The sequence below is a fragment of the Komagataeibacter sp. FNDCF1 genome (assembly GCF_021295335.1).
Classification (GTDB): Bacteria; Pseudomonadota; Alphaproteobacteria; order Acetobacterales; family Acetobacteraceae; genus Komagataeibacter.
Genome location: NZ_JAIWOT010000001.1, coordinates 837,168 through 854,899, shown reverse-complemented (window position 1 = coordinate 854,899; position 17,732 = coordinate 837,168). Strand labels below are relative to the sequence as shown.

Sequence of the window (17,732 nt, the reverse complement as noted above, 5' to 3'; positions counted from 1 at the left end):
ATGTCCTGTGGGCATGTCCTTTTTTTCATGCGCCGGTTTCATATGCCTGCCGGGTATGCCGTCCTGTCTTCCGGTGGGTGCCGTCGTGCCCCTGCCTTCCTGTCAACTGTCCTTTCCCTATGGCACGGTCAGGAAAGTCGTCTGTTCCGCCTGCCGCAGGCGGATGTGGCGGTGTGTGTCGGTTTCCATTACGCATGCCATGATCAGGGCGATGACCCAGCCAATCCCGGTCATGCCCAGCGTGCAGTTCACGACCGCCACGACTGCCGTGTTATGCACCCGGCGCTGGCAGGCAATGAAGGTGGGCACCAGGAATACGACCATGCCAAGCCCGCATGCCATGCCCAGCCCCAGCAGAAGTGCCGTGCCGATCTGAAGCCCGGTACCCTGCACGGACTGCCATGCGTGGTAGACCTCGTACGTGGTGGGAACATGGATATTCATGGCGGTTCATGCTATTCCTGAATGCAGGCGTACCGCCATGATGCATGGCGCGCTGGGGTCCGGCGTGCGGCCTGCGTATGCTGGAAGCAGCCAATCTATCAGGATTTTCTACTGTGTGCAGTCCTATCGGCCCTTATCGGGGGGCAACCTGTGATCTGGGGTGATTTCCAGGCGGTGATCCAGCTTTCGGCGGGACTGAATGTTGCCATTCTCAGCTTTGTCGATATCAGCCTGCCTGCCATCAAGGAACGCAGGCGCGTCTTTGCCAAGGCCCGGCAGGAGCTTGAACTGCACCGCAGCGGCACGGACCACCAGTACCCTGATGATGCGGCGGATTACGCGGCCTCCGTGCAGGAAATGGACCGCAAGCTGTTCATGCTGTGGCAGGAATCCTCCACCTTCATCCGCGAGGAGGAATCCCTCATCCGCTCCACCGGGGTGCTGGGTGTGTTTGGTGCGGTACTCAGCCTGGGGCTGCTATGGTATTCGGCCGAGCATTACGGGGGGGCCATATCGCTTATGGGCCGTGTGCTGATCATCCTGTCCTTCTGTTCTTTGCTGGGGGCGTTCCTGATCAATTTCATGACGGCGTCCCAGGCGGCCGTGTTTACCAGAAAATGCAACAGCATCCGTGAGGAAATGCACAAGCGCCTGTAGGCCGGAGGCATGGCGGGCCTCATGGCGGGCGGGCCGAAATGGTGCGCCCCTTCCCTCATCCGGCAGGCGGCGCGGCCTGTTTCGCTGCTACCCGCGGGCGCATGCGCCATATGATCCGTGCGCCCAGCAGAACGGAAACGCAGACAAGTCCGATCCCGTTGCCGCACCACAGTCCCCACGCTCCCAGCCCCTGATGAAAGGCGAGGTACAGCCCGCCGGGAAAGCCGATGCCCCAGTAGCCGGTCACGGCCACCAGCATGGGCACGGTCGTGTCCCCCTGGCCGCGCAGCACGCCGGTGGCAATGGCCTGCAGGGCATCGGGAAGCTGGAAGGCGGCACCGATCAGCAGCACGTCCAGCGCGATCTGGACAGCCTGCGCATTGTCGGGCAGCGCGGTATCAAGATAGAAGCCGATAATGGCATGCCGCCCCAGAGCGAGCAGCAGTGTTGCCGTACCGGCCAGCCCCACGCCCAGTACCATGCCCGCCAGCGCGGCGCGGCGCATCATGGCGGGATCGCCCCGCCCGGTCCAGTATCCTACACGTATGTTGCATGCCTGTCCCAGTGCCAGGTACAGCGTGAAGGACTGCAGGCCGATGCCCAGCATGATCTGGAACGCGGCCAGCGCATTGCTGCCCAAGGTCGCGGCCTCCAGACTGTTGACCTGGAAAAGCGTGACCTCCGCCATCGCGCTTGCCAGCATGGGCAGCCCCGTGCGCAGCAGGACCAGCGTATGCCGCCAGTCATGCCCGCGCGGGCGCAGGCTCCGGCGTAGATCGGGCCTGCGCACCACGAAGCACAGCATGATGAGTGGCATGCACCACAGGGTGATCACGGTAGCGACGGCCGAGCCATGCAGCCCCAGCGCCGGCAGTCCGCACCACCCGTGGATGAGGGCCGCGTTGAGCACGCCATTGACCACCGTGACGAATGGCATGACGCGCATGGGTATGCCCTGCGCCCCCATGACCGGCAGCGCCGTGGTCAGGATGCCCTGCCCCAGCAGCGCGGGTGGTACGGCCCACATCAGGATATGAACGAACGTCACCACCGGGCCACGTATGGCCTCTGGTTCATCCAGCCACGCCAGCAGGTGGTCAATATGGTGCAGGCAGTACAGTTCCGGCACGCACAGCGCCCCCGCCACAACCAGCATGGATGTGATGGTGGTGCCCGGGCTGTCATGGTCATGGCGTCCGCGCGCCTGCGCCAGCATGATGCCCCCGGCTTCGACCATGGCGGCAAGGATGGCGTTGAGCGTGAAGAACGTACCCGTGGCAAGACCACCCACCGCCAGCGCCTGCGCCCCGATACCGCCCAGCAGCATGCTGTCGGTCAGCCCCATCAGCATCTGGGCGAACTGCGACAGGCCCATGGGCACGGCAATGCCGAGAATGGCGCTGAATTCCGGCCTGTATGGTCTGGCTGGACGGGTCATGTCATCCTGTCATCTTCCGTGGCCCGCAGGATCTTGTCCCGCACCCGCCGGGGACGGGCCTGCCGGGGTGTATACGACTTGCCGGCTGGCTGCCAGCATGCGCCCGGACCGGTTGACAGATTCCCCTTTTTGCCGCCACCACGGCTGCATGCATGATCACGACGGCAGGCGGACGGCAGGGAACCGGTGGCCATGCGTGCCGCTGGGCGCGCTGGTGGACTGTCTGGACGCACGGCGTGTGCCGCTCAACCGCGCCCAGCGCGCGTGCCGCCCGGGCAGCGTGCCCTATCATGGTGCCAGTGGCGTGACCGGGTACGTGGACCGCGCGCTGTTTGACGGTCCGCTCATCCTGCTGGGTGAGGATGGCGCTCCCTTCTTCGACCCGGCAAGGGATGTCGCGTTTTTTCATGATGGTCCCCTGTGGGCGGGCAACCATGTGCATGTACTGCGCCCGCGCGCAGGCGTTGACGGGCGATTCGTGGCCCATGCGCTCAATACCGTGGCCTATGGCGCGTATGTGGAGGGGGCGATACGCCCCAAGCTGACGCGTGCGCGCATGAACGGCCTGCCCGTGCCGTGCCCGCCACTGCACTGTCAGCGCCGGGTCGCGGATGAACTGGATGTGGCGCTGGAGCGCGTGGCGCGCCAGCTGCGCACGCTGGCCATGCATGAAGCGCTGGTACGCGAGCAGGCTGACGCCGCGCTGTGGCATGCTGTCCGCCTTGGGGAAGGCGAGTGTACGACCCGGTTGCTGGGCAGCGTGTTCGATATCGTGGGCGGTGGCACGCCCGCCACGACCCAGCCCGCGTACTGGGGCGGGGATGTACCATGGATCACCCCCGCCGACCTGCCGGCGGGACCGCCCGCGTGGCTGCGCCATGGCGCGCGCAGCCTAACCATGGATGGACTGGCCGCCTGCCGGGCCACGCTTGCGTCGCCCGGTGCGCTGGTTGTCTCCACCCGCGCGCCGGTGGGGCGGGTCGGCATGGCGGCGGTGGCGGTATCGGTCAGTCAGGGGTGCAAGGCGCTGCAGCCGCGTGAAGGGGATGTGGACCCGGCGTATGCGGGTCTGCTCCTGCGCGCATACGCACCCGTACTGCGCCAGCGTGCGGGCGGCAGCGTGTTCGCCGAGGTGGATACGCCCGCCCTTGCCTCACTTGAACTGCCCCTGCCTTCCCTGCCCGCCCAGCGCGCGGCGGCCCGCTCGGCATGGGGCATGCTGGACCGTCTGGCGGGGCAGGCCACGGCATGCACGGACATGGTGAGCGTGCTGCACGAATACCGCTTCGCCCTGCGCCACGCGCTGGTGCGCGGGCAGGCACCATAGCCCGGGTCCGCCAGCCGGATACGTCCCACGGGGGCGGTATTCGCGTGCGGCCCTTCATCTGTTGTCAAGGCAGGTATGCCAGAACCCGTAATGGCTGTCGGCTACCAGGGTCAGGACCCCATTATCATCCTTAGCGGGGGCCATGTTTATGTTACATTGCATGACGCGGGTTTGCGGTGGCCCCTCAATCACATTACAGGACAGATCCCACCATATGGATGAAAATCGAAGCCGGACCCAGTATATCGGCACCTTTATATTTGCCTGCACGGTCCTGCTGTTCTCGGCATGGATCGAGCAGTCTTTCCTGTTCGCCTTCGCATGGGGCGGTATCCTGAGCATTACCACCTACCCGCTCTACCGCAGGCTGGTGGAACGCGGCATGGGAAACGGACTGGCGGCGGGACTGATCGCCGCGGGTATTTTCGCGCTGCTTGCCGTGCCGATGATCGCCATGGCGGTACGGGCCGGGATGGAACTGCCATCGCTCATGGCATGGGGGCGCGGGGCATTGCATGATGGCATTCCCCTTTCGCCGCAGGTCGCGGAAATTCCCCGTGTCGGGCCACGTCTGGCCGGGTTGTGGCGGCACTACCTGTCCGACCCCGATGAACTGCGGCACTGGACTGGTGTCGCGTCACGCATGTTCGCCACGGGGGATGGGCGTGAACTGCCGCACCGTCTTATGGAGATGACGGAAACATTCGTCATCGCCACGCTGTCGGTCTATTTCTATCTTGTCGCGTCACGTACGCTGCAGGCGGATATCCGCGCTGTGGGTAGCCGCTTCCTGGGCGCGCGCGGGCGGGACGTGATCCGCAATACCGTGGGCGCCGTGCGTGGCACGGTAGCAGGGCTGGTACTGGTAGGGCTGGGCCAGGGCGTGCTGGTGGGTATCGGCTACTTCATCGCGGGGACGCCGCACCCCGCGCTGCTTACGCTGGTGACGGCGGTGGTCAGCATCATTCCGTTCTGCGGGCCGATCCTGCTCTGCGCCACCGTGCTGATGACATTTGCGGCCAATGGCGTGACGCAGGCGGTGATCGTCGGCGTGATCGGCAGTATCGCCTATGGCGCGGGGGACCATTTTGTCCGTCCCAAGCTGATCAGCGGCAGCACCAGCATCCCGTTCCTCGCGGTGCTGACCGCCATCCTGGGCGGGCTGCACATGTTCGGCCTGCTGGGGCTGTTCATCGGCCCCACGGTCATCGCGGTCGCCCTTTCGCTGTGGCGCACGGCGGCGGCGGAAGAACAGGCGCGTTAAGGCCGGTCCATGTCACGGCCCCTGCTGTCCGCTCCCGCCATCTGGCGCGTGGCCGAACTGCTGCGCGGCGCGGTGCCGCCGGGCGATTACGGGCCGGTCATACTGGCCTTTACCGTACTCCGCAGGCTTGAACTTGCGCGTGGCCGCCCGGTGGCGGCCCTTGCCGCGGTGGCGCGTGCCGCGGACCCGCAGGCCCGGCTGGAAACGCTGCTGGCCCGCCTGCCCGCCCCGGTGCGCGACATGATGGCGCAGATGGACATGGGGCTGCTTGCTACCCGGCTGGCCCGTGCCGGCGTGCTGGGGGCTGTGGCAGCGCATTTCGCGGCGCTTGATCTTTCTCCCGCATTGTATGGCACCCAGGCCATGGCACGACTGTTCGAGGAACTGGTTCATCATTTCGATCATGATCGGAGCACGGGCGCGCATTATACGCCGCCGGAAGTGACCGATCTCATGACCGATCTGGTCTTTGCCCCCGATGCGGCGGGTACCCGGCATGCATTATATGATCCAGCTGCCGGTACGGGGGCGCTTCTGGGCCGCGCGGCCGACCGGCTGGCCGCGCGCGATGTGGCGGTGGACCTGTTTGGGCAGGAAATCAGTCCCCGCGCCAGTGCCATATGCCAGGCGGACATGCTGTTGCGTGGGCAGAAGCCCGCGCGTATCCATTCCGGCAACACGCTGGCGGTGGATCACCATGCGGGCCGTCATTTTGCCCGCATGCTGTCCAACCCGCCCTTCGGGGTGGACTGGCGCGCCATACGCCCCCAGGTCCAGGCCGAGCATGAGGCTGGTCCCGCCGGGCGCTTTGCCCCCGGCCTGCCACGTGTGGCGGACGGGTCGATGCTGTTCATGCTGCACCTGCTGGCCAAGATGCGAAGCCCTGCCCAGGGTGGTGCGCGCATGGGCATGGCCACGCATGGCGCCGCACTGGGCGGCGGGGGCGCGGAATCGGGTGAATCCGCCATCCGCCGCCATCTGGTGGCGCATGACCTGATCGATACCATCATCGCCCTGCCCGGTGACATGTTCGTCAATACCGGCATTGCGACCTATGTGTGGATATTCGACAACAGCAAGCCCGCGCGAAGGCGGGGCATGGTGCGGCTGGTGGACGCCACGGGGCTGTGGCGCCGGTGTGTGCGCAGCAGTGGCGAGAAACGGCGCGAGATGACGCAGGCGCATATCGCGACCGTGAAGCATGCCAGCATGGCGGATACCGACATGGACCTGATCATGCGGCCCGAAGCGGATGGTGGAGCCGCCACGTGGCAGACCGTGGCGTGGGACGCACCCGCCACAACCGGGTGCGACCGGGACCGTGTACCGCTGTCCCGTACCGTGCCGGGGCAGGATTTTCTCTATCGTAGCCTGACGGTGGAACGGACGGCGCGGGAGGCAGGTGCCGCATCCCGCACCACCTTCACCGTGGACATGGCGCAGGACCCGCAGGCATGGTTCACGCGCATGATCCAGCCCTTTGACCCCACGGCCCGGCTGGACATGGCGCGGAGCACCGTGGGCTGCGCCATATCGTTCGCCCGGTATTTCAGCGTGCCCCCCACGCCACGCCCGCTGCGCGTGATCGAGGATGATCTGCGCCGGTCCATGGCGCAACTCGCAGCTCTCATGCCCGGTGCCGGAGGCTAGCGGGTTTCGGGCAGCCCGGTCCTGTCGTGTTCCGCCAGATGGCGGAGGAAATCGGCCATGGTGTGCACGTCTGCCAGATGGTCGAGAACGGAATAGGCAAAGCCCAGAGCGCCCGCGCGGCAGGTAGCACGCTGGCGGGTATCGGCAATGATGTCGAAATCCGCCGTATGGGCGTAGCCTATGATGCGGCGGATGATTTCCACTGCCGCAAAGCCTATGGTGTCGGCCATGATCTCGTCCATGAATCGCTGGCGTGCGACGCGGGCGGCAGGACCATAGGCCAGCGGGCGCAGCGTGCCCGGCGGCGGGGTTTCGGGCGCGGTCCACAACGCCAGGAAGCTTTCATGGAAGCTGTGCCAGAACGCCGCGATATCATGCAGCGTGGCCTGGCGGGCAAGCCTGTCCGGTGTCGCGAAGTAATGCAGCACGAGATTGCCGACAAACATGCCGCAATCGAACCCGATGGGGCCGTAAACCGCGAATTCGCCATCAATCACGCGCGTATCGTCCGCCGTGCTCATGATCGAGCCGGTATGCAGGTCGCCATGCAGCAGCGCCTGTGGCTGTGAAAGGAAGCGACGGCGCAGGTTCTCCACCGCCAGCAGCGTTGCGGCGCTGGAGCGTATGTCCAGCACGATGGGGGTCAGGACCGGGTCATGCCAGTGGTTGCGCGGATGGTCGCGGTAAGGGTCATCCAGCACAAGGTCGAGCGTGATGCGCGTCAGCGCAAGGTTGGCGGCAAAGAGGCGGCGCGCGGTGAACACGTCCTCGAACGGGCGTCCCAGCAGGGAGGTACCGAACGTGGCATGGGCCACGAACGTGCCGATACGTGGGGCAACCCCCGGCCACCGTACCCCCTGCATCAGGGCGGTACGCAGCACGGTATGGCCGGACAGGCTTTCCACGATCAGGACATACAGGTCCGGATCGTAATGCAGGAATTCGGTGGTCAGCCCGCCTGCCAGCGGCTGGATGGCACGCAGCCACTCGGCTTCGAAAAACGTGCGGTCGAGCGGCATTTTCCATGTCGGGTCCACGCGCACATGCGGCAGGGCCTGCTTGAGGCAGACTTCCCCTGCCGTACCGCCAACCAGGAAGACATTGTTCAGATTGCCGTCACTGACCTCACGCACCTGCCACTGCGCGGGGGCGCCCCCCAGGCGTGCGGCAATGGCGGGCAGCCCCGCCATCAGGTCGCATATGGCCGCGGCATCCAGCGTGCGATAGGCGGTGGGGTTCATGCGGCTTTCCTCCTGCTCATGCGCCACGGCTGGCGGGCCTGGCAGGGTCGCGCGCAAAGCGCCGGCGCGCAACGCCTTATATGCCGGCCCGTGCCGATGGCCCGCCCGCAGGACGGGACCCAACACGCCGGGGCCATTCCTATATTCCGTGATGCGTGGGCAGGCCACGTGCCGGCCCGACCCCGGCGCCGGGTTTATTCCACCGGCCGCGCGCTCCCTTCCGTGCCGGGTGCGGCATGCCCATGCAGGGTGATGCGTCGGGTCCGGGCGGTGCGCGGGGCTGCTGGAACGGGTGTGATCCCCTCCTGCCAGGCCAGTATGTCAAGCAGGTCGAGGAATGCGCTTTCCATGAACAGGCATGCACGGTGTAGTGACGGGATGCGCATGGCCATGGCCGATCTCCTGCCGTTCGGGCTACACGCCGCCTGCCTGCCGGAGGGTATTGCCGGGCCACATGACGTGGGCCGTGCCCATATCTGCATTATGCCAGCGCATGGTGGCCAGGCAGCCGGCGCCCACGGGCTGGTGGGCGCTGGCTGACGCGGGCCGGGACTGTGTTCCGACCGGCGTGGTGGTGTGCCTGCGCAGGCGTGTGACTGGCGTCTGGTTCGGTGCGGCGGGCGTATTGCCCCGGCGTGGCAGCCAGTAGCCCGCGCCTGCCATGCAGGCCCCAAGCTGGGTAATGGCGGCGGCGAAGGGGGAGAGAACGTGATGATGGGCAAAAACTGGTCGCAGGGTGCGTCGCACCTCCGCCTCACGCCCTTCCTGCGCTGCCGCGGCGGCAAGGAGAAAGCGGCTTTCCGTGCTGGTCAGGCGGGTTGCGCTGCAGATTGCCACATCCATCGGTTCGCGCTGGCAGGCACGCAGGCGGCCCAGCGCCATATGGAAGGCATCGGCCACGGCGGCGAAATCCGCCCGGAAGCAGGGCAGCGCCAGTCCCGGCATGGACGCCCCCGTATCGCCCCCCCCGCTCAGGCGGCGTACGCACCATACGAGCAGCCGTTCGCTGCACGAAAGATCATTCATGGAAACCGTCGTGTTGATCATCATCCGCCCGCTCCCTGATATGTCGGTAGGGTCGGTATAATGAGAAAGATTATCATTTGCAATTAAAATCGACACGCATGCCCTCTCATGCCTACTGGACCGCAGCGGTCCGTCTGGATTACGTTACGTAACGATGAAAGCGCCGAATTTACCCGATTCTCCCCTGGCGGAGCTATGCCGCCAGCGCGGCCTGAAACTGACAGGCCAGCGCCGGACGATTGCCTTTGTCCTGTCGGACAGTGATGACCACCCGGATGTGGAGGAACTCTATCGCCGTGCGGTGGAGGTGGACCCGCGCATTTCCATCGCCACCGTGTACCGCACCGTACGCCTGTTCGAGGAGAACGGCATTCTCCAGCGCCGTGATTTTGGCGGGGGACGCGCACGGTACGAAGTGGCGGATGGCGATCATGGCGATCACTATCATCTGATCGATGCCGATAGCGGCAACGTGATCGAGTTTGAGAACGCCGAACTGGATTCCCTGCTGGAGGGAATCGTGCACCAGATGGGCTATGATCTGGTGACCACCCGGCTGTCCGTCGTGGGCCGCCCGAAGGGGAAGGCCAAGCCGCGCGGCTGAAGGCTGGTGCGCCTCTATGATGTCGGCCCGGTTTCCGGTGCCAGCCAGTTCGGGTGGCGGCGCTCGATCCATTCCAGCATGCGTGCGCTGGCCCGGCGGAAAAGGGGCACGTCTTCCGATAGCAGGATGACGCCCAGCGGCAGCATCCACAGCCCCAGTACCGGCAGGAAGCTCAGCACACCGCCGATGATCAGCAGGCTGCCCAGTACAAAGCGCAGGGCTGCCCTGCCGGGCTGGAGCAGCCAGCGCATGGCCTGTTCACCGCGCGTGGGCAGGCGCCGGAGCAGTCGCTCAAGCCGCCTGCGGCGCAGGCTTTCGGCGGGGTGCGGGGCTGGTGTCGCGGGTGTGGGCGAAATATCCATCTCCGTACGATAGGGATTGCTCCCCCATGTCACAACCCGCGCGCGGGATCGTGATGGTGGCCATAACGAAAAATGGCAGGCCAGCAAAAAAGGTACTGATCTTGATATAGTTCAATGTCACCAGCCTGATCCGCGCGCCAGTGTCCGGGCGTGATGCATTTTTCTTTCTGCTCCGTTGCCCGTTTCCGTGGCCTGTACCGTGGTGTGCCACGGTTTGCGTCTGGACGGTCGATTTTCCGGTCTGTAAGGAAATTTGCTGGAATACGTGCTTTTTCATTATTACATTTCGGGAGCAGTCAATGCCCAGCATAAGCCCGTTTGCCGGTAAGCCGGTCGATCCGGACCGCCTTGTCAATATCGACGCCCTGCTTGATGCGTATTATATCCTCAAGCCAGATCCCGCCATTGCGGCGCAGCGGGTGGCCTTTGGCACGTCGGGGCACCGCGGGTCCTCGCTGAGCACCAGCTTCAATGAAGAGCATATCCTTGCGATCAGCCAGGCGATTGTCGATTACCGCAGGAACGCGGGTATCAACGGCCCGCTGTTCATCGGCATCGACACGCATGCGCTCTCCCGCCCCGCGCTCAAATCCGCGCTGGAAGTGTTTGCCGCGGCCGGGCTGGAAGTGCGTATCGACGCGAAGGACGGTTATACCCCCACCCCCGTCATCTCGCACGCGATCCTGACCTATAACCGCGACCGCAGCACGGAACTGGCCGATGGCGTGGTGATCACGCCATCGCATAATCCGCCGGAAGATGGCGGCTTCAAGTACAACCCCCCCCATGGCGGCCCGGCCGATACCGATATCACCAAGGTGGTGGAAACTGCCGCGAACGAGTATATCAGGAAGAAGATGGAGGGCGTGAACCGCATCTCCTTCGAGGATGCGCTCAAGGCCCCCACCACCCGGCGCTACGATTACATCACCCCGTATGTGGATGACCTTGGCGCCGTGGTGGACATGGAGATCATCCGGCAGTCCGGCATTTCCATCGGCATCGACCCGCTGGGCGGGGCAGCCGTGGATTACTGGCAGCCGATCATTGACAAATACGGCATCAACGCCACCATCGTCAGCAAGGAGGTGGACCCTACCTTCCGCTTCATGACCGCCGACTGGGACGGGCAGATCCGCATGGACTGTTCCTCCCCTTATGCCATGGCGCGGCTGGTCAGCATGAAGGACCGCTTCGACATTGCGTTTGCCAATGATACCGATGCCGACCGTCATGGCATCGTGTCAGGCAAATTCGGGCTGATGAACCCCAACCATTACCTCGCCACTGCCATCGAGTACCTGTTCAACAACCGCGATGCCTGGAACCCGGCTGCCGGTGTGGGCAAGACGGTGGTCAGCAGCAGCATGATCGACCGTGTGGCAAAGGAAATCGGCCGCAGGCTGGTGGAAGTGCCGGTGGGTTTCAAATGGTTCGTTGACGGGCTGTACAACGGCACGCTGGGCTTTGGTGGTGAGGAAAGTGCCGGCGCTTCCTTCCTGCGCCGCGATGGAACGGTATGGAGCACGGACAAGGACGGCATCATCCTTGGCCTGCTGGCAGCCGAGATTACCGCCCGTACCGGCAAGACCCCCGGTGCCGCGTATGAAGCCATGACCCAGCGGCTTGGCACGCCGTACTATGCGCGCATCGATGCCCCGGCCAATCCGGAGCAGAAGGCGCTGCTCAAGGCACTCTCACCCGAGCAGATCGGGATGACCGACCTTGCGGGCGAGCCGATCGAAAGCACGCTGACCAACGCGCCGGGCAACGGGGCGGCCATTGGTGGGCTCAAGGTCTCGGCAAAGGATGGCTGGTTTGCCGCACGCCCCTCCGGCACGGAAAATGTCTACAAGATCTATGCCGAGAGCTTCAAAAGTGCTGCCCATCTGAAGGCCATCCAGACCGAGGCGCAGGACGCGATTTCCGCCCTGTTTGCCCGGGCTGCGGAAAAGGTCGCGGCTGACTGACCTGCCTGCCCTTTTGATGACAGGGTACACGCCGCCTGCTCCCCTGGGGGATGGGCGGCGTTTTTTTATGGGATTGGCGGGATGAAGGGCGGCCTGCGCCCCAGCCCCGCCACCTGCCTGCGCGCACGTACCACCGCCGTATCAAGTGCCGAGAGGAAAGAGGAGCGGTCAGCGCGGGTAAAGCCGCGGCTGCCCTGGGTCATGGCCCCCGTGTCACGCAGGTCGGTCATGAGGTTGCGCATCGCCAGCGCCATGCCGATGGCGTTCTCATCCAGTATGCGTCCGCGCGGGTCGAGCACGCTGGCCCCGCGCGCGACACAGCGCGCGGCCAGCGGAATATCAGCGGAAATCACGATGTCATGCGTCGCCACATGTTCGGCGATCCAGTCATCGGCCACGTCCATGCCCTGTGTGACCACCACGCGTTCGACCAGCGGGGTGTCGGGCACGGCCATCATGCTGTTGGACACGACAAAGGTATGCAGCCCGTAGCGCAGGGCAACGCGATAGGTCTCGTCACGCACGGGGCAGGCATCCGCATCAATAAAAATCCGGGTCAAAGCGCGTGCCCCGCGCCCTGGGTGTCATGTAAGAGCATGCGGGTGTACTAGGTCAGTATGTCCCGGTTTGACAAATTTCGTGCGGTTTTCCGGTCTCGATGGAACCTGCATGCGAACGGGCAGGCATGGGCCGGCAAATGATATTGTTCCTGAAAATATGAAGAACAGGGCCTTCGCAACCTGCGATCCGATTGTGCGTTGCGCGGTCGGGACCATGTCGGGTGGCATGCTGCCCGGCTGGAATCGTGATGGCTGAAAAAGACGTTTTTTCTTCCATCAGGCAGGTGGATACCGCACTATACCGTCTATCCAGCAAGCAGAGGAGGCCGTCATGCGTTACCTCATCTATCATATGCGCGAAGGTTTTGGGGTCGCGCTGCTGCTTGGCATGCTGGCGGTCGAGCGTTTTTTTAGAAAGCAGACCGTCCGTTAAGACCTGGACATGTGACATGGACATCGACCGGATGGAATATCCTTCCTGCCAGCGTCGCTATCGGTGCTGCGGACACATGCATGAAATGGCGCGTGTAACCCTGCTCCTGCAGCGGTGCCCTCTTCTTGCACGCAACCGTGGAGCGGTCAGGCGGTTTAGTCCCCTGCAGGACCAGAATACCTGGAGGAGAGAAAACCGATGCACAACCTTACGCGGATGATGTTTGCCGTAGCCGTTCTGGGCTGCCTTGCCGGGTGTGACAAGCCCAAGCCTGCTGGTGGCGGTTCGGATGGTGGCGGTGGACCGGGTATCAGCACCCATGGTGGTACTGCACCACAGCAATAGGCCGACAGGCCGGGCATGCCCGGATATGGCTGCTATCCCTGACCAGGCGGTTTGTACCACCAGCCTGACCGGGTCCGCCGCAACAGCGGGTGGCAGCCAGACTCCTGCCTGCCCGGTGTTCCTGATTATATTTCCTGTGCCATCACCCCGAAGGGGCCTGACGTTATTATCATGGGGCGCATTTGCCGCATCCGTGGTGAAACGCGTAAGGCATGATCCATGTTCTTTGCGTCGGGTGGCGTGTGCGGTAAGTGCAGCGATCCAACCAGTTGAGGACGATCATGAGCACGGACCCCGAATGCCCCGTATGTGGCTGCACCCATACCTACCCCGATGGCACCCTGTGGACGTGCCCCGAATGCGGGCATGAATGGAACCCCGGAGCGGACGGCGCGACCGATCCTGCGGATGGAACGGATGAAATCCGTGATGCCAACGGCAATGTGTTGGCTGATGGTGATAGCGTAACCGTAATCAAAGATCTCAGGATCAAGGGTGCGTCCTCGGTCATCAAGGGTGGCACCAAGGTCAGGGGTATCAGGCTGATTGATGGCACGGACGGGCATGATATCGCCTGCAGGATCGCAGGCATTGGCGCGATCAACCTGAAATCCGCTTTCGTCCGCAAGGCCTGAACCGCCACGTAGCGCCTGTAGCCCCGCCCCCGCATGGCCCTGCGGGGGCGGGTATGGTCATTCAGTCTCTGGCCAGCCCTTCAAGCAGCCGGGCCACCGCTTCGGCGCCGGGGTCAGGTACGTTACGGACATGTTCGCTTGGCACGTAGGCCGCACGCCCTGCCCGCGCCGTATCCATGGTGGTCGTAGCGTTCGCGCCCGCGCGCGCCGCGCGCGCGGCATCGGCCAGGCTGCCGGTTTCAGCCAGGGCCTTCAGGGCGGGATGGAGTGCGTCAATCATGGTGCGGTCGCCGGGTCTGGCGCCACCGCAGGCCATCATGTGCTCCAGTCCCTCGCACAGTGCCTGCTGCCAGGGTGCGCTGCTCCGTCCCGCCGCCGAGAACATGATGGCGAACAGTACGCCGCTCGACCCGCCCGCGTGCTGGGTCAGGATATTGCTGATCGTTGTCATCAGCTGGTGCGGGTCCGCCATGGGCAGGCGGTCCAGCGCCGCGGTTATTTCCCGCGCGGCCCCGGCAAAGGTGGAACCGGCATCGCCATCCCCGATTTTGCCATCCAGTTCATTAAGCGGCGCCTCGTTCGCGATCAGGATCCGCGCCCCACGTTCCAGCAGCGCCTTTACGGCAGGGTCGGTGCTGGCGGGATGGGGAAAGGCATCGGGCATGGGGGGCATGGGGATGACAGCCGGACTGCCCAGCGGCGCCATGCCCGGCCATGCATGTGGCTGGACCGGGGCTTCCAGCGCATGGGTTATGGCGGTATCCAGTTCGATCAGGGTCAGTGAAAAACCGTTCATGTCCAGCGCGGTCATAAGCGGCGCCGGACCGATCACATGCGAGACACGGCGGGCCAGAGGCGTGTGGCTGAAGGCTTCGAGCAGCAGCGCCATCTCCACCTCCGGCACGCAGCCCAGGTTGTTGAGCAGCACGGCAAAGCGGGTATCACCCGTTGTGGCGGGCAGGCTGGCCTCCAGCGTATCGGTGACTTTGTGCATGAGATCATTGGCCGGGGCCACGGCGATGCGCTGCGCGCCCGGTTCCCCATGGATGCCCAGGCCCAGTTCGGCCTCATTGGTGGCCAGTCGGCTGGTGCGGCCCGTCTCATAGGGGTTGCAGTCTTCCAGCGCCATGCCGATGGTGCGCATGCGCCCCGCCCCGTCGCGCACGAATTCGGCCACACGCGCAAGCGGCCAGCCCTGTGCCGCGGCATGGCCCGCAAGCTTGTGCGCCAGTACCGTGCCCGCGACACCGCGCGGGGTTCTGGATTCCGGCAGGGCGATGTCATCGCCCACGATCACCATTTCCACCTGCTTGCCCAGCGCGCGTGCCCGTTCGGCGGCAAGGCCGAAGTTCAGCCGGTCACCGGTATAGTTCTTGACCACCAGCAGGCAGCCCGCCTCCCCCGTTGTGGCAAGTATGGCGGCCACGATTGCATCCACGCATGGCGATGCGAACAGGGCGCCACATACGGCGGCTGTCAGCATTCCGCGCCCGACGAACCCGGCATGGGCGGGTTCATGCCCCGATCCCCCCCCGGAAATGACCGAAACCAGTCCATGTTCCGGCTCGCGCTGCATGATCACGCAGGTATCGGGATAGCCATCGAGCCGGCACAGGTGCCGACCCGCCGCCGAACGCAGGAACCCGTCCAGCGCTTCGGTTACAATTGTCTCCCGCGTGTTGAAAAAACGCTTCATTATCATGCTTTCTCCCTTGCCGGTTCATGGCTGGCCATGACACCACCGCGACTATTGCCGCGTATGCCGCCCCAGCAGAACAACGGAATATGGCAGAAGTGGGTTGCGCCAGATGCGGGGCACGTAGCCCGACGCCGCTTCAGGCCGGGTCGCCGCCGGGCGGGACGTGGCCGGGGTCATCGGGGTGGTTGAGCTTGCGATGCGGGTCATCCAGCCCCGGCACGCGGCCATGGTGGCCAAAATTGACCAGTCGCGCCTCCAGCAGGTGCAGCTTGCCCAGCAGGTTCATGCGGATGGCCATGACAGCCAGCGACGCCCCGGCAAACGGCCCCACTACATAGATCCACAATCCGGTCCACTGTCCCGCGAACAGCGCGGGCGCCAGCGTGCGGGCAAAATTGACGCTGTTGCCCGACAGCCATGCCGTGATCGGGTTCATGACCAGAAAGAACAGCCCGCCCGACCATGGCGTGATGAACTTCCATTTCGGGTGGGCCGCCAGCCAGTACAGCATGGCGATCAGGGCGGCGGTCACGAACATTTCCGACCACATCGCCCACCAGATCGAAATCTGCCCGTATGGCACCGTCGCCCCATACCGCACGGCCACCGCCATGTTGCCCCACCATGCAATCAGGCGACCTGCCTCATAAACCACGGCCGTGCCAAGGAAGGCGCCGATGACCTGCGCGATCATGTAGTTTAGCGCGTCCACGCCCCCGATCCGCTTGGCCAGCGAGAACGCAAGGGTCACCGACGGATTGATATGCGCCCCGCTGACCTTGCCAAATGGCGTCATGGCCGCGGCGGTGCCCGACAGGCCAAAACACAGACCGCACAGCGCGGTCTGGATATAGGGATGATACAGCAGCGGCGGTGAAAGCGGGCTGCCGGGGGCCGTCAGCAGGATGACCGCGCTCAGGCCAAGGATCATGAGGATGGCGGTGGCGATCGCCTCGCAGAAATACAGCTTCCAGTGGAAGGGATTGTGCGGGTGCGGGTCGCCTGCCAGCGGGCGGTCATGCACGTGGACGTGCAGATAGGGCAGATGCAGGTGCGGCAGGCGCATGGCCGGTTTCCTTGTTTATGCAACATGGGTCCGGCGGAAAAAGGCATTGGGGGGAAGGATTGCCTCCCGGTGCGCGCCGGTGGTCATGGGCGACCATAGCAGCCCCCGCACCGGGCGGGTCCGGTTTTGGCACAATCCAGTCATGCCATCACGAATTCGAAATCCGTCTATGTCCGTTCCTGCGGGATGGAGGCATCAAGCGCGGCCTGCAGTATGTAGGCGGCTGCCATCTGGTCCACCACCGCGCCCCGGCGCTGCCGGGTCATGTCGGCCTCCGAAATCAGGAAGCGGTTCACGGCGGAGGACGACAGCCGTTCATCCCACATCGCCGCCGGCAGCCCGGTCATGTCCGACAGGTTGAGCGTCCAGTCCCGCGCCGCCTGGGCCGCCGGGCCAAAGCTGCCATCAAGTGATAGCGGCAGGCCCACCACCAGTCCGCCTACGTCCTGCGCGCGGGCGATCCTGCCGATTTCCGCTGCATTGACTGACAGTTTCCCGCGCTTCAGTCCCGTATGGGGGGACGCCAGCATCAGCCCGACATCGGATAGGGCCACGCCGATTGTCTTTTTGCCAGGGTCAAGCCCCAGCAGGCGCTGGTCGCGGCGCAGAAGCGCACGGAGATCGGATATGTTGAACAGGGGCATGGTCGGGGGTATGTTCCTTGGCGGTCGTCCTGCGCCGCAGGATATTCTTCCCCTGTTACGATGGAAAGTTATTGCTTCATGTCGCTTGATCCCGCGACCGTCCGCCGCATTGCCAGACTGGCACGGATTGGTATTGACGAGTCTGATGTTCCTGCCCTGCAAGGGGAGCTTAACGGGATCCTCGGCTGGGTCGAGCAGCTGAACGAGGTCGATGTCGAAGGGGTCGCCCCCATGGTCGGCACGGGCCACGCCGCGCTGCGCACGCGTGATGACGTGGTGACCGATGGCAACTGCCGCGACGCCGTGCTGTCCAACGCGCCCGATGCCGTTGGCCCCTTCTACACCGTGCCCAAGGTTGTTGAATAAG

Annotated in this window: 19 protein-coding genes; 9 read left to right on the top strand and 10 right to left on the bottom strand. The window is 64.6% G+C overall.

What is annotated here, in order from left to right; all coding sequences use genetic code 11:
• Positions 1–117: 117 nt before the first annotated feature.
• Positions 118–444, bottom strand: a complete 327-nt coding sequence (locus LDL32_RS03990; protein ID WP_233064670.1) for a superinfection immunity protein — start codon at positions 442–444, stop codon at positions 118–120.
• A gap of 150 nt (positions 445–594) precedes the next feature.
• Between LDL32_RS03990 and LDL32_RS03985 the strand changes: the two genes are divergently transcribed.
• Complete coding sequence (locus tag LDL32_RS03985; protein ID WP_233064669.1) at positions 595–1,101, top strand: hypothetical protein; 507 nt, start codon at positions 595–597, stop codon at positions 1,099–1,101.
• A 55-nt stretch (positions 1,102–1,156) separates the two neighbouring features.
• Here LDL32_RS03985 and LDL32_RS03980 read toward each other — a convergent pair whose 3' ends face one another.
• On the bottom strand, positions 1,157–2,539 hold the full coding sequence (locus LDL32_RS03980) for an MATE family efflux transporter (protein ID WP_233064668.1): 1,383 nt from the start codon (positions 2,537–2,539) through the stop codon (positions 1,157–1,159).
• A gap of 148 nt (positions 2,540–2,687) precedes the next feature.
• Here LDL32_RS03980 and LDL32_RS03975 point away from each other — a divergent pair, with 148 nt between their 5' ends.
• The 3 genes from LDL32_RS03975 to LDL32_RS03965 all read left to right on the top strand — a co-directional run bounded on the left by LDL32_RS03975 (position 2,688) and on the right by LDL32_RS03965 (position 6,780).
• The gene (locus LDL32_RS03975; RefSeq protein ID WP_233064666.1) at positions 2,688–3,866 is read left to right on the top strand and encodes a restriction endonuclease subunit S; all 1,179 of its coding nucleotides are present in this window, start codon (positions 2,688–2,690) and stop codon (positions 3,864–3,866) included.
• 214 nt (positions 3,867–4,080) lie between these two features.
• Positions 4,081–5,130 (top strand): AI-2E family transporter, encoded by a 1,050-nt coding sequence (locus LDL32_RS03970; RefSeq protein ID WP_233064664.1) that lies wholly within the window; start codon positions 4,081–4,083, stop codon positions 5,128–5,130.
• Between the two features lie 9 nt (positions 5,131–5,139).
• Positions 5,140–6,780 carry a class I SAM-dependent DNA methyltransferase gene (locus tag LDL32_RS03965; RefSeq protein WP_233064662.1) on the top strand — a complete coding sequence of 547 codons (1,641 nt, stop codon included), beginning with the start codon at positions 5,140–5,142 and terminating at the stop codon, positions 6,778–6,780.
• On the opposite strand, the gene mtnK is transcribed toward LDL32_RS03965, so the two are convergent.
• The 3 genes from mtnK to LDL32_RS03950 all read right to left on the bottom strand — a co-directional run bounded on the left by mtnK (position 6,777) and on the right by LDL32_RS03950 (position 9,071).
• Positions 6,777–8,021, bottom strand: a complete 1,245-nt coding sequence (gene mtnK, locus LDL32_RS03960) for an S-methyl-5-thioribose kinase (RefSeq protein WP_233064660.1) — start codon at positions 8,019–8,021, stop codon at positions 6,777–6,779. The two genes, LDL32_RS03965 and mtnK, sit on opposite strands and share 4 nt — an antisense overlap.
• A 194-nt stretch (positions 8,022–8,215) precedes the next feature.
• Positions 8,216–8,413, bottom strand: coding sequence for a hypothetical protein (locus LDL32_RS03955; RefSeq protein WP_233064659.1), 198 nt, complete (start codon positions 8,411–8,413; stop codon positions 8,216–8,218).
• 22 nt (positions 8,414–8,435) lie between these two features.
• A complete protein-coding gene (locus tag LDL32_RS03950; protein WP_233064658.1) occupies positions 8,436–9,071 on the bottom strand; it encodes a hypothetical protein in 636 nt (211 codons plus the stop codon).
• A gap of 130 nt (positions 9,072–9,201) precedes the next feature.
• Between LDL32_RS03950 and LDL32_RS03945 the strand changes: the two genes are divergently transcribed.
• Positions 9,202–9,651: a Fur family transcriptional regulator gene (locus tag LDL32_RS03945; RefSeq protein WP_233064657.1), complete on the top strand. Its 450-nt coding sequence runs from the start codon at positions 9,202–9,204 to the stop codon at positions 9,649–9,651.
• Between the two features lie 14 nt (positions 9,652–9,665).
• Here the strand turns inward: LDL32_RS03945 and LDL32_RS03940 are convergent, their stop codons facing one another.
• The gene (locus LDL32_RS03940; protein WP_233064656.1) at positions 9,666–10,013 is read right to left on the bottom strand and encodes a hypothetical protein; all 348 of its coding nucleotides are present in this window, start codon (positions 10,011–10,013) and stop codon (positions 9,666–9,668) included.
• A gap of 299 nt (positions 10,014–10,312) precedes the next feature.
• Here LDL32_RS03940 and pgm point away from each other — a divergent pair, with 299 nt between their 5' ends.
• Positions 10,313–11,983, top strand: coding sequence for a phosphoglucomutase (alpha-D-glucose-1,6-bisphosphate-dependent) (gene pgm, locus LDL32_RS03935; protein WP_233064655.1), 1,671 nt, complete (start codon positions 10,313–10,315; stop codon positions 11,981–11,983).
• 65 nt (positions 11,984–12,048) lie between these two features.
• Here the strand turns inward: pgm and LDL32_RS03930 are convergent, their stop codons facing one another.
• On the bottom strand, positions 12,049–12,543 hold the full coding sequence (locus LDL32_RS03930) for a YaiI/YqxD family protein (RefSeq protein ID WP_233064654.1): 495 nt from the start codon (positions 12,541–12,543) through the stop codon (positions 12,049–12,051).
• 631 nt (positions 12,544–13,174) lie between these two features.
• On the opposite strand from LDL32_RS03930, the gene LDL32_RS03925 reads away from it, so the two are divergent.
• Both LDL32_RS03925 and LDL32_RS03920 read left to right on the top strand, forming a co-directional pair.
• Entirely contained in the window at positions 13,175–13,321 is a 147-nt protein-coding gene (locus tag LDL32_RS03925; RefSeq protein ID WP_233064653.1) for a hypothetical protein, read from the top strand.
• Between the two features lie 281 nt (positions 13,322–13,602).
• On the top strand, positions 13,603–13,956 hold the full coding sequence (locus LDL32_RS03920; RefSeq protein ID WP_233064651.1) for a zinc ribbon domain-containing protein YjdM: 354 nt from the start codon (positions 13,603–13,605) through the stop codon (positions 13,954–13,956).
• A 61-nt stretch (positions 13,957–14,017) separates the two neighbouring features.
• Here LDL32_RS03920 and LDL32_RS03915 read toward each other — a convergent pair whose 3' ends face one another.
• The 3 genes from LDL32_RS03915 to ruvX all read right to left on the bottom strand — a co-directional run bounded on the left by LDL32_RS03915 (position 14,018) and on the right by ruvX (position 17,365).
• A complete protein-coding gene (locus LDL32_RS03915; protein ID WP_233064650.1) occupies positions 14,018–15,652 on the bottom strand; it encodes a dihydroxyacetone kinase subunit DhaK in 1,635 nt (544 codons plus the stop codon).
• Between the two features lie 139 nt (positions 15,653–15,791).
• On the bottom strand, positions 15,792–16,721 hold the full coding sequence (locus tag LDL32_RS03910; protein ID WP_233064649.1) for an MIP/aquaporin family protein: 930 nt from the start codon (positions 16,719–16,721) through the stop codon (positions 15,792–15,794).
• 167 nt (positions 16,722–16,888) lie between these two features.
• Positions 16,889–17,365: a Holliday junction resolvase RuvX gene (gene ruvX / locus LDL32_RS03905; protein WP_233064648.1), complete on the bottom strand. Its 477-nt coding sequence runs from the start codon at positions 17,363–17,365 to the stop codon at positions 16,889–16,891.
• Between the two features lie 78 nt (positions 17,366–17,443).
• On the opposite strand from ruvX, the gene gatC reads away from it, so the two are divergent.
• A complete protein-coding gene (gene gatC / locus LDL32_RS03900) occupies positions 17,444–17,731 on the top strand; it encodes an Asp-tRNA(Asn)/Glu-tRNA(Gln) amidotransferase subunit GatC (RefSeq protein WP_233064647.1) in 288 nt (95 codons plus the stop codon).
• Position 17,732 lies beyond the last annotated feature (1 nt).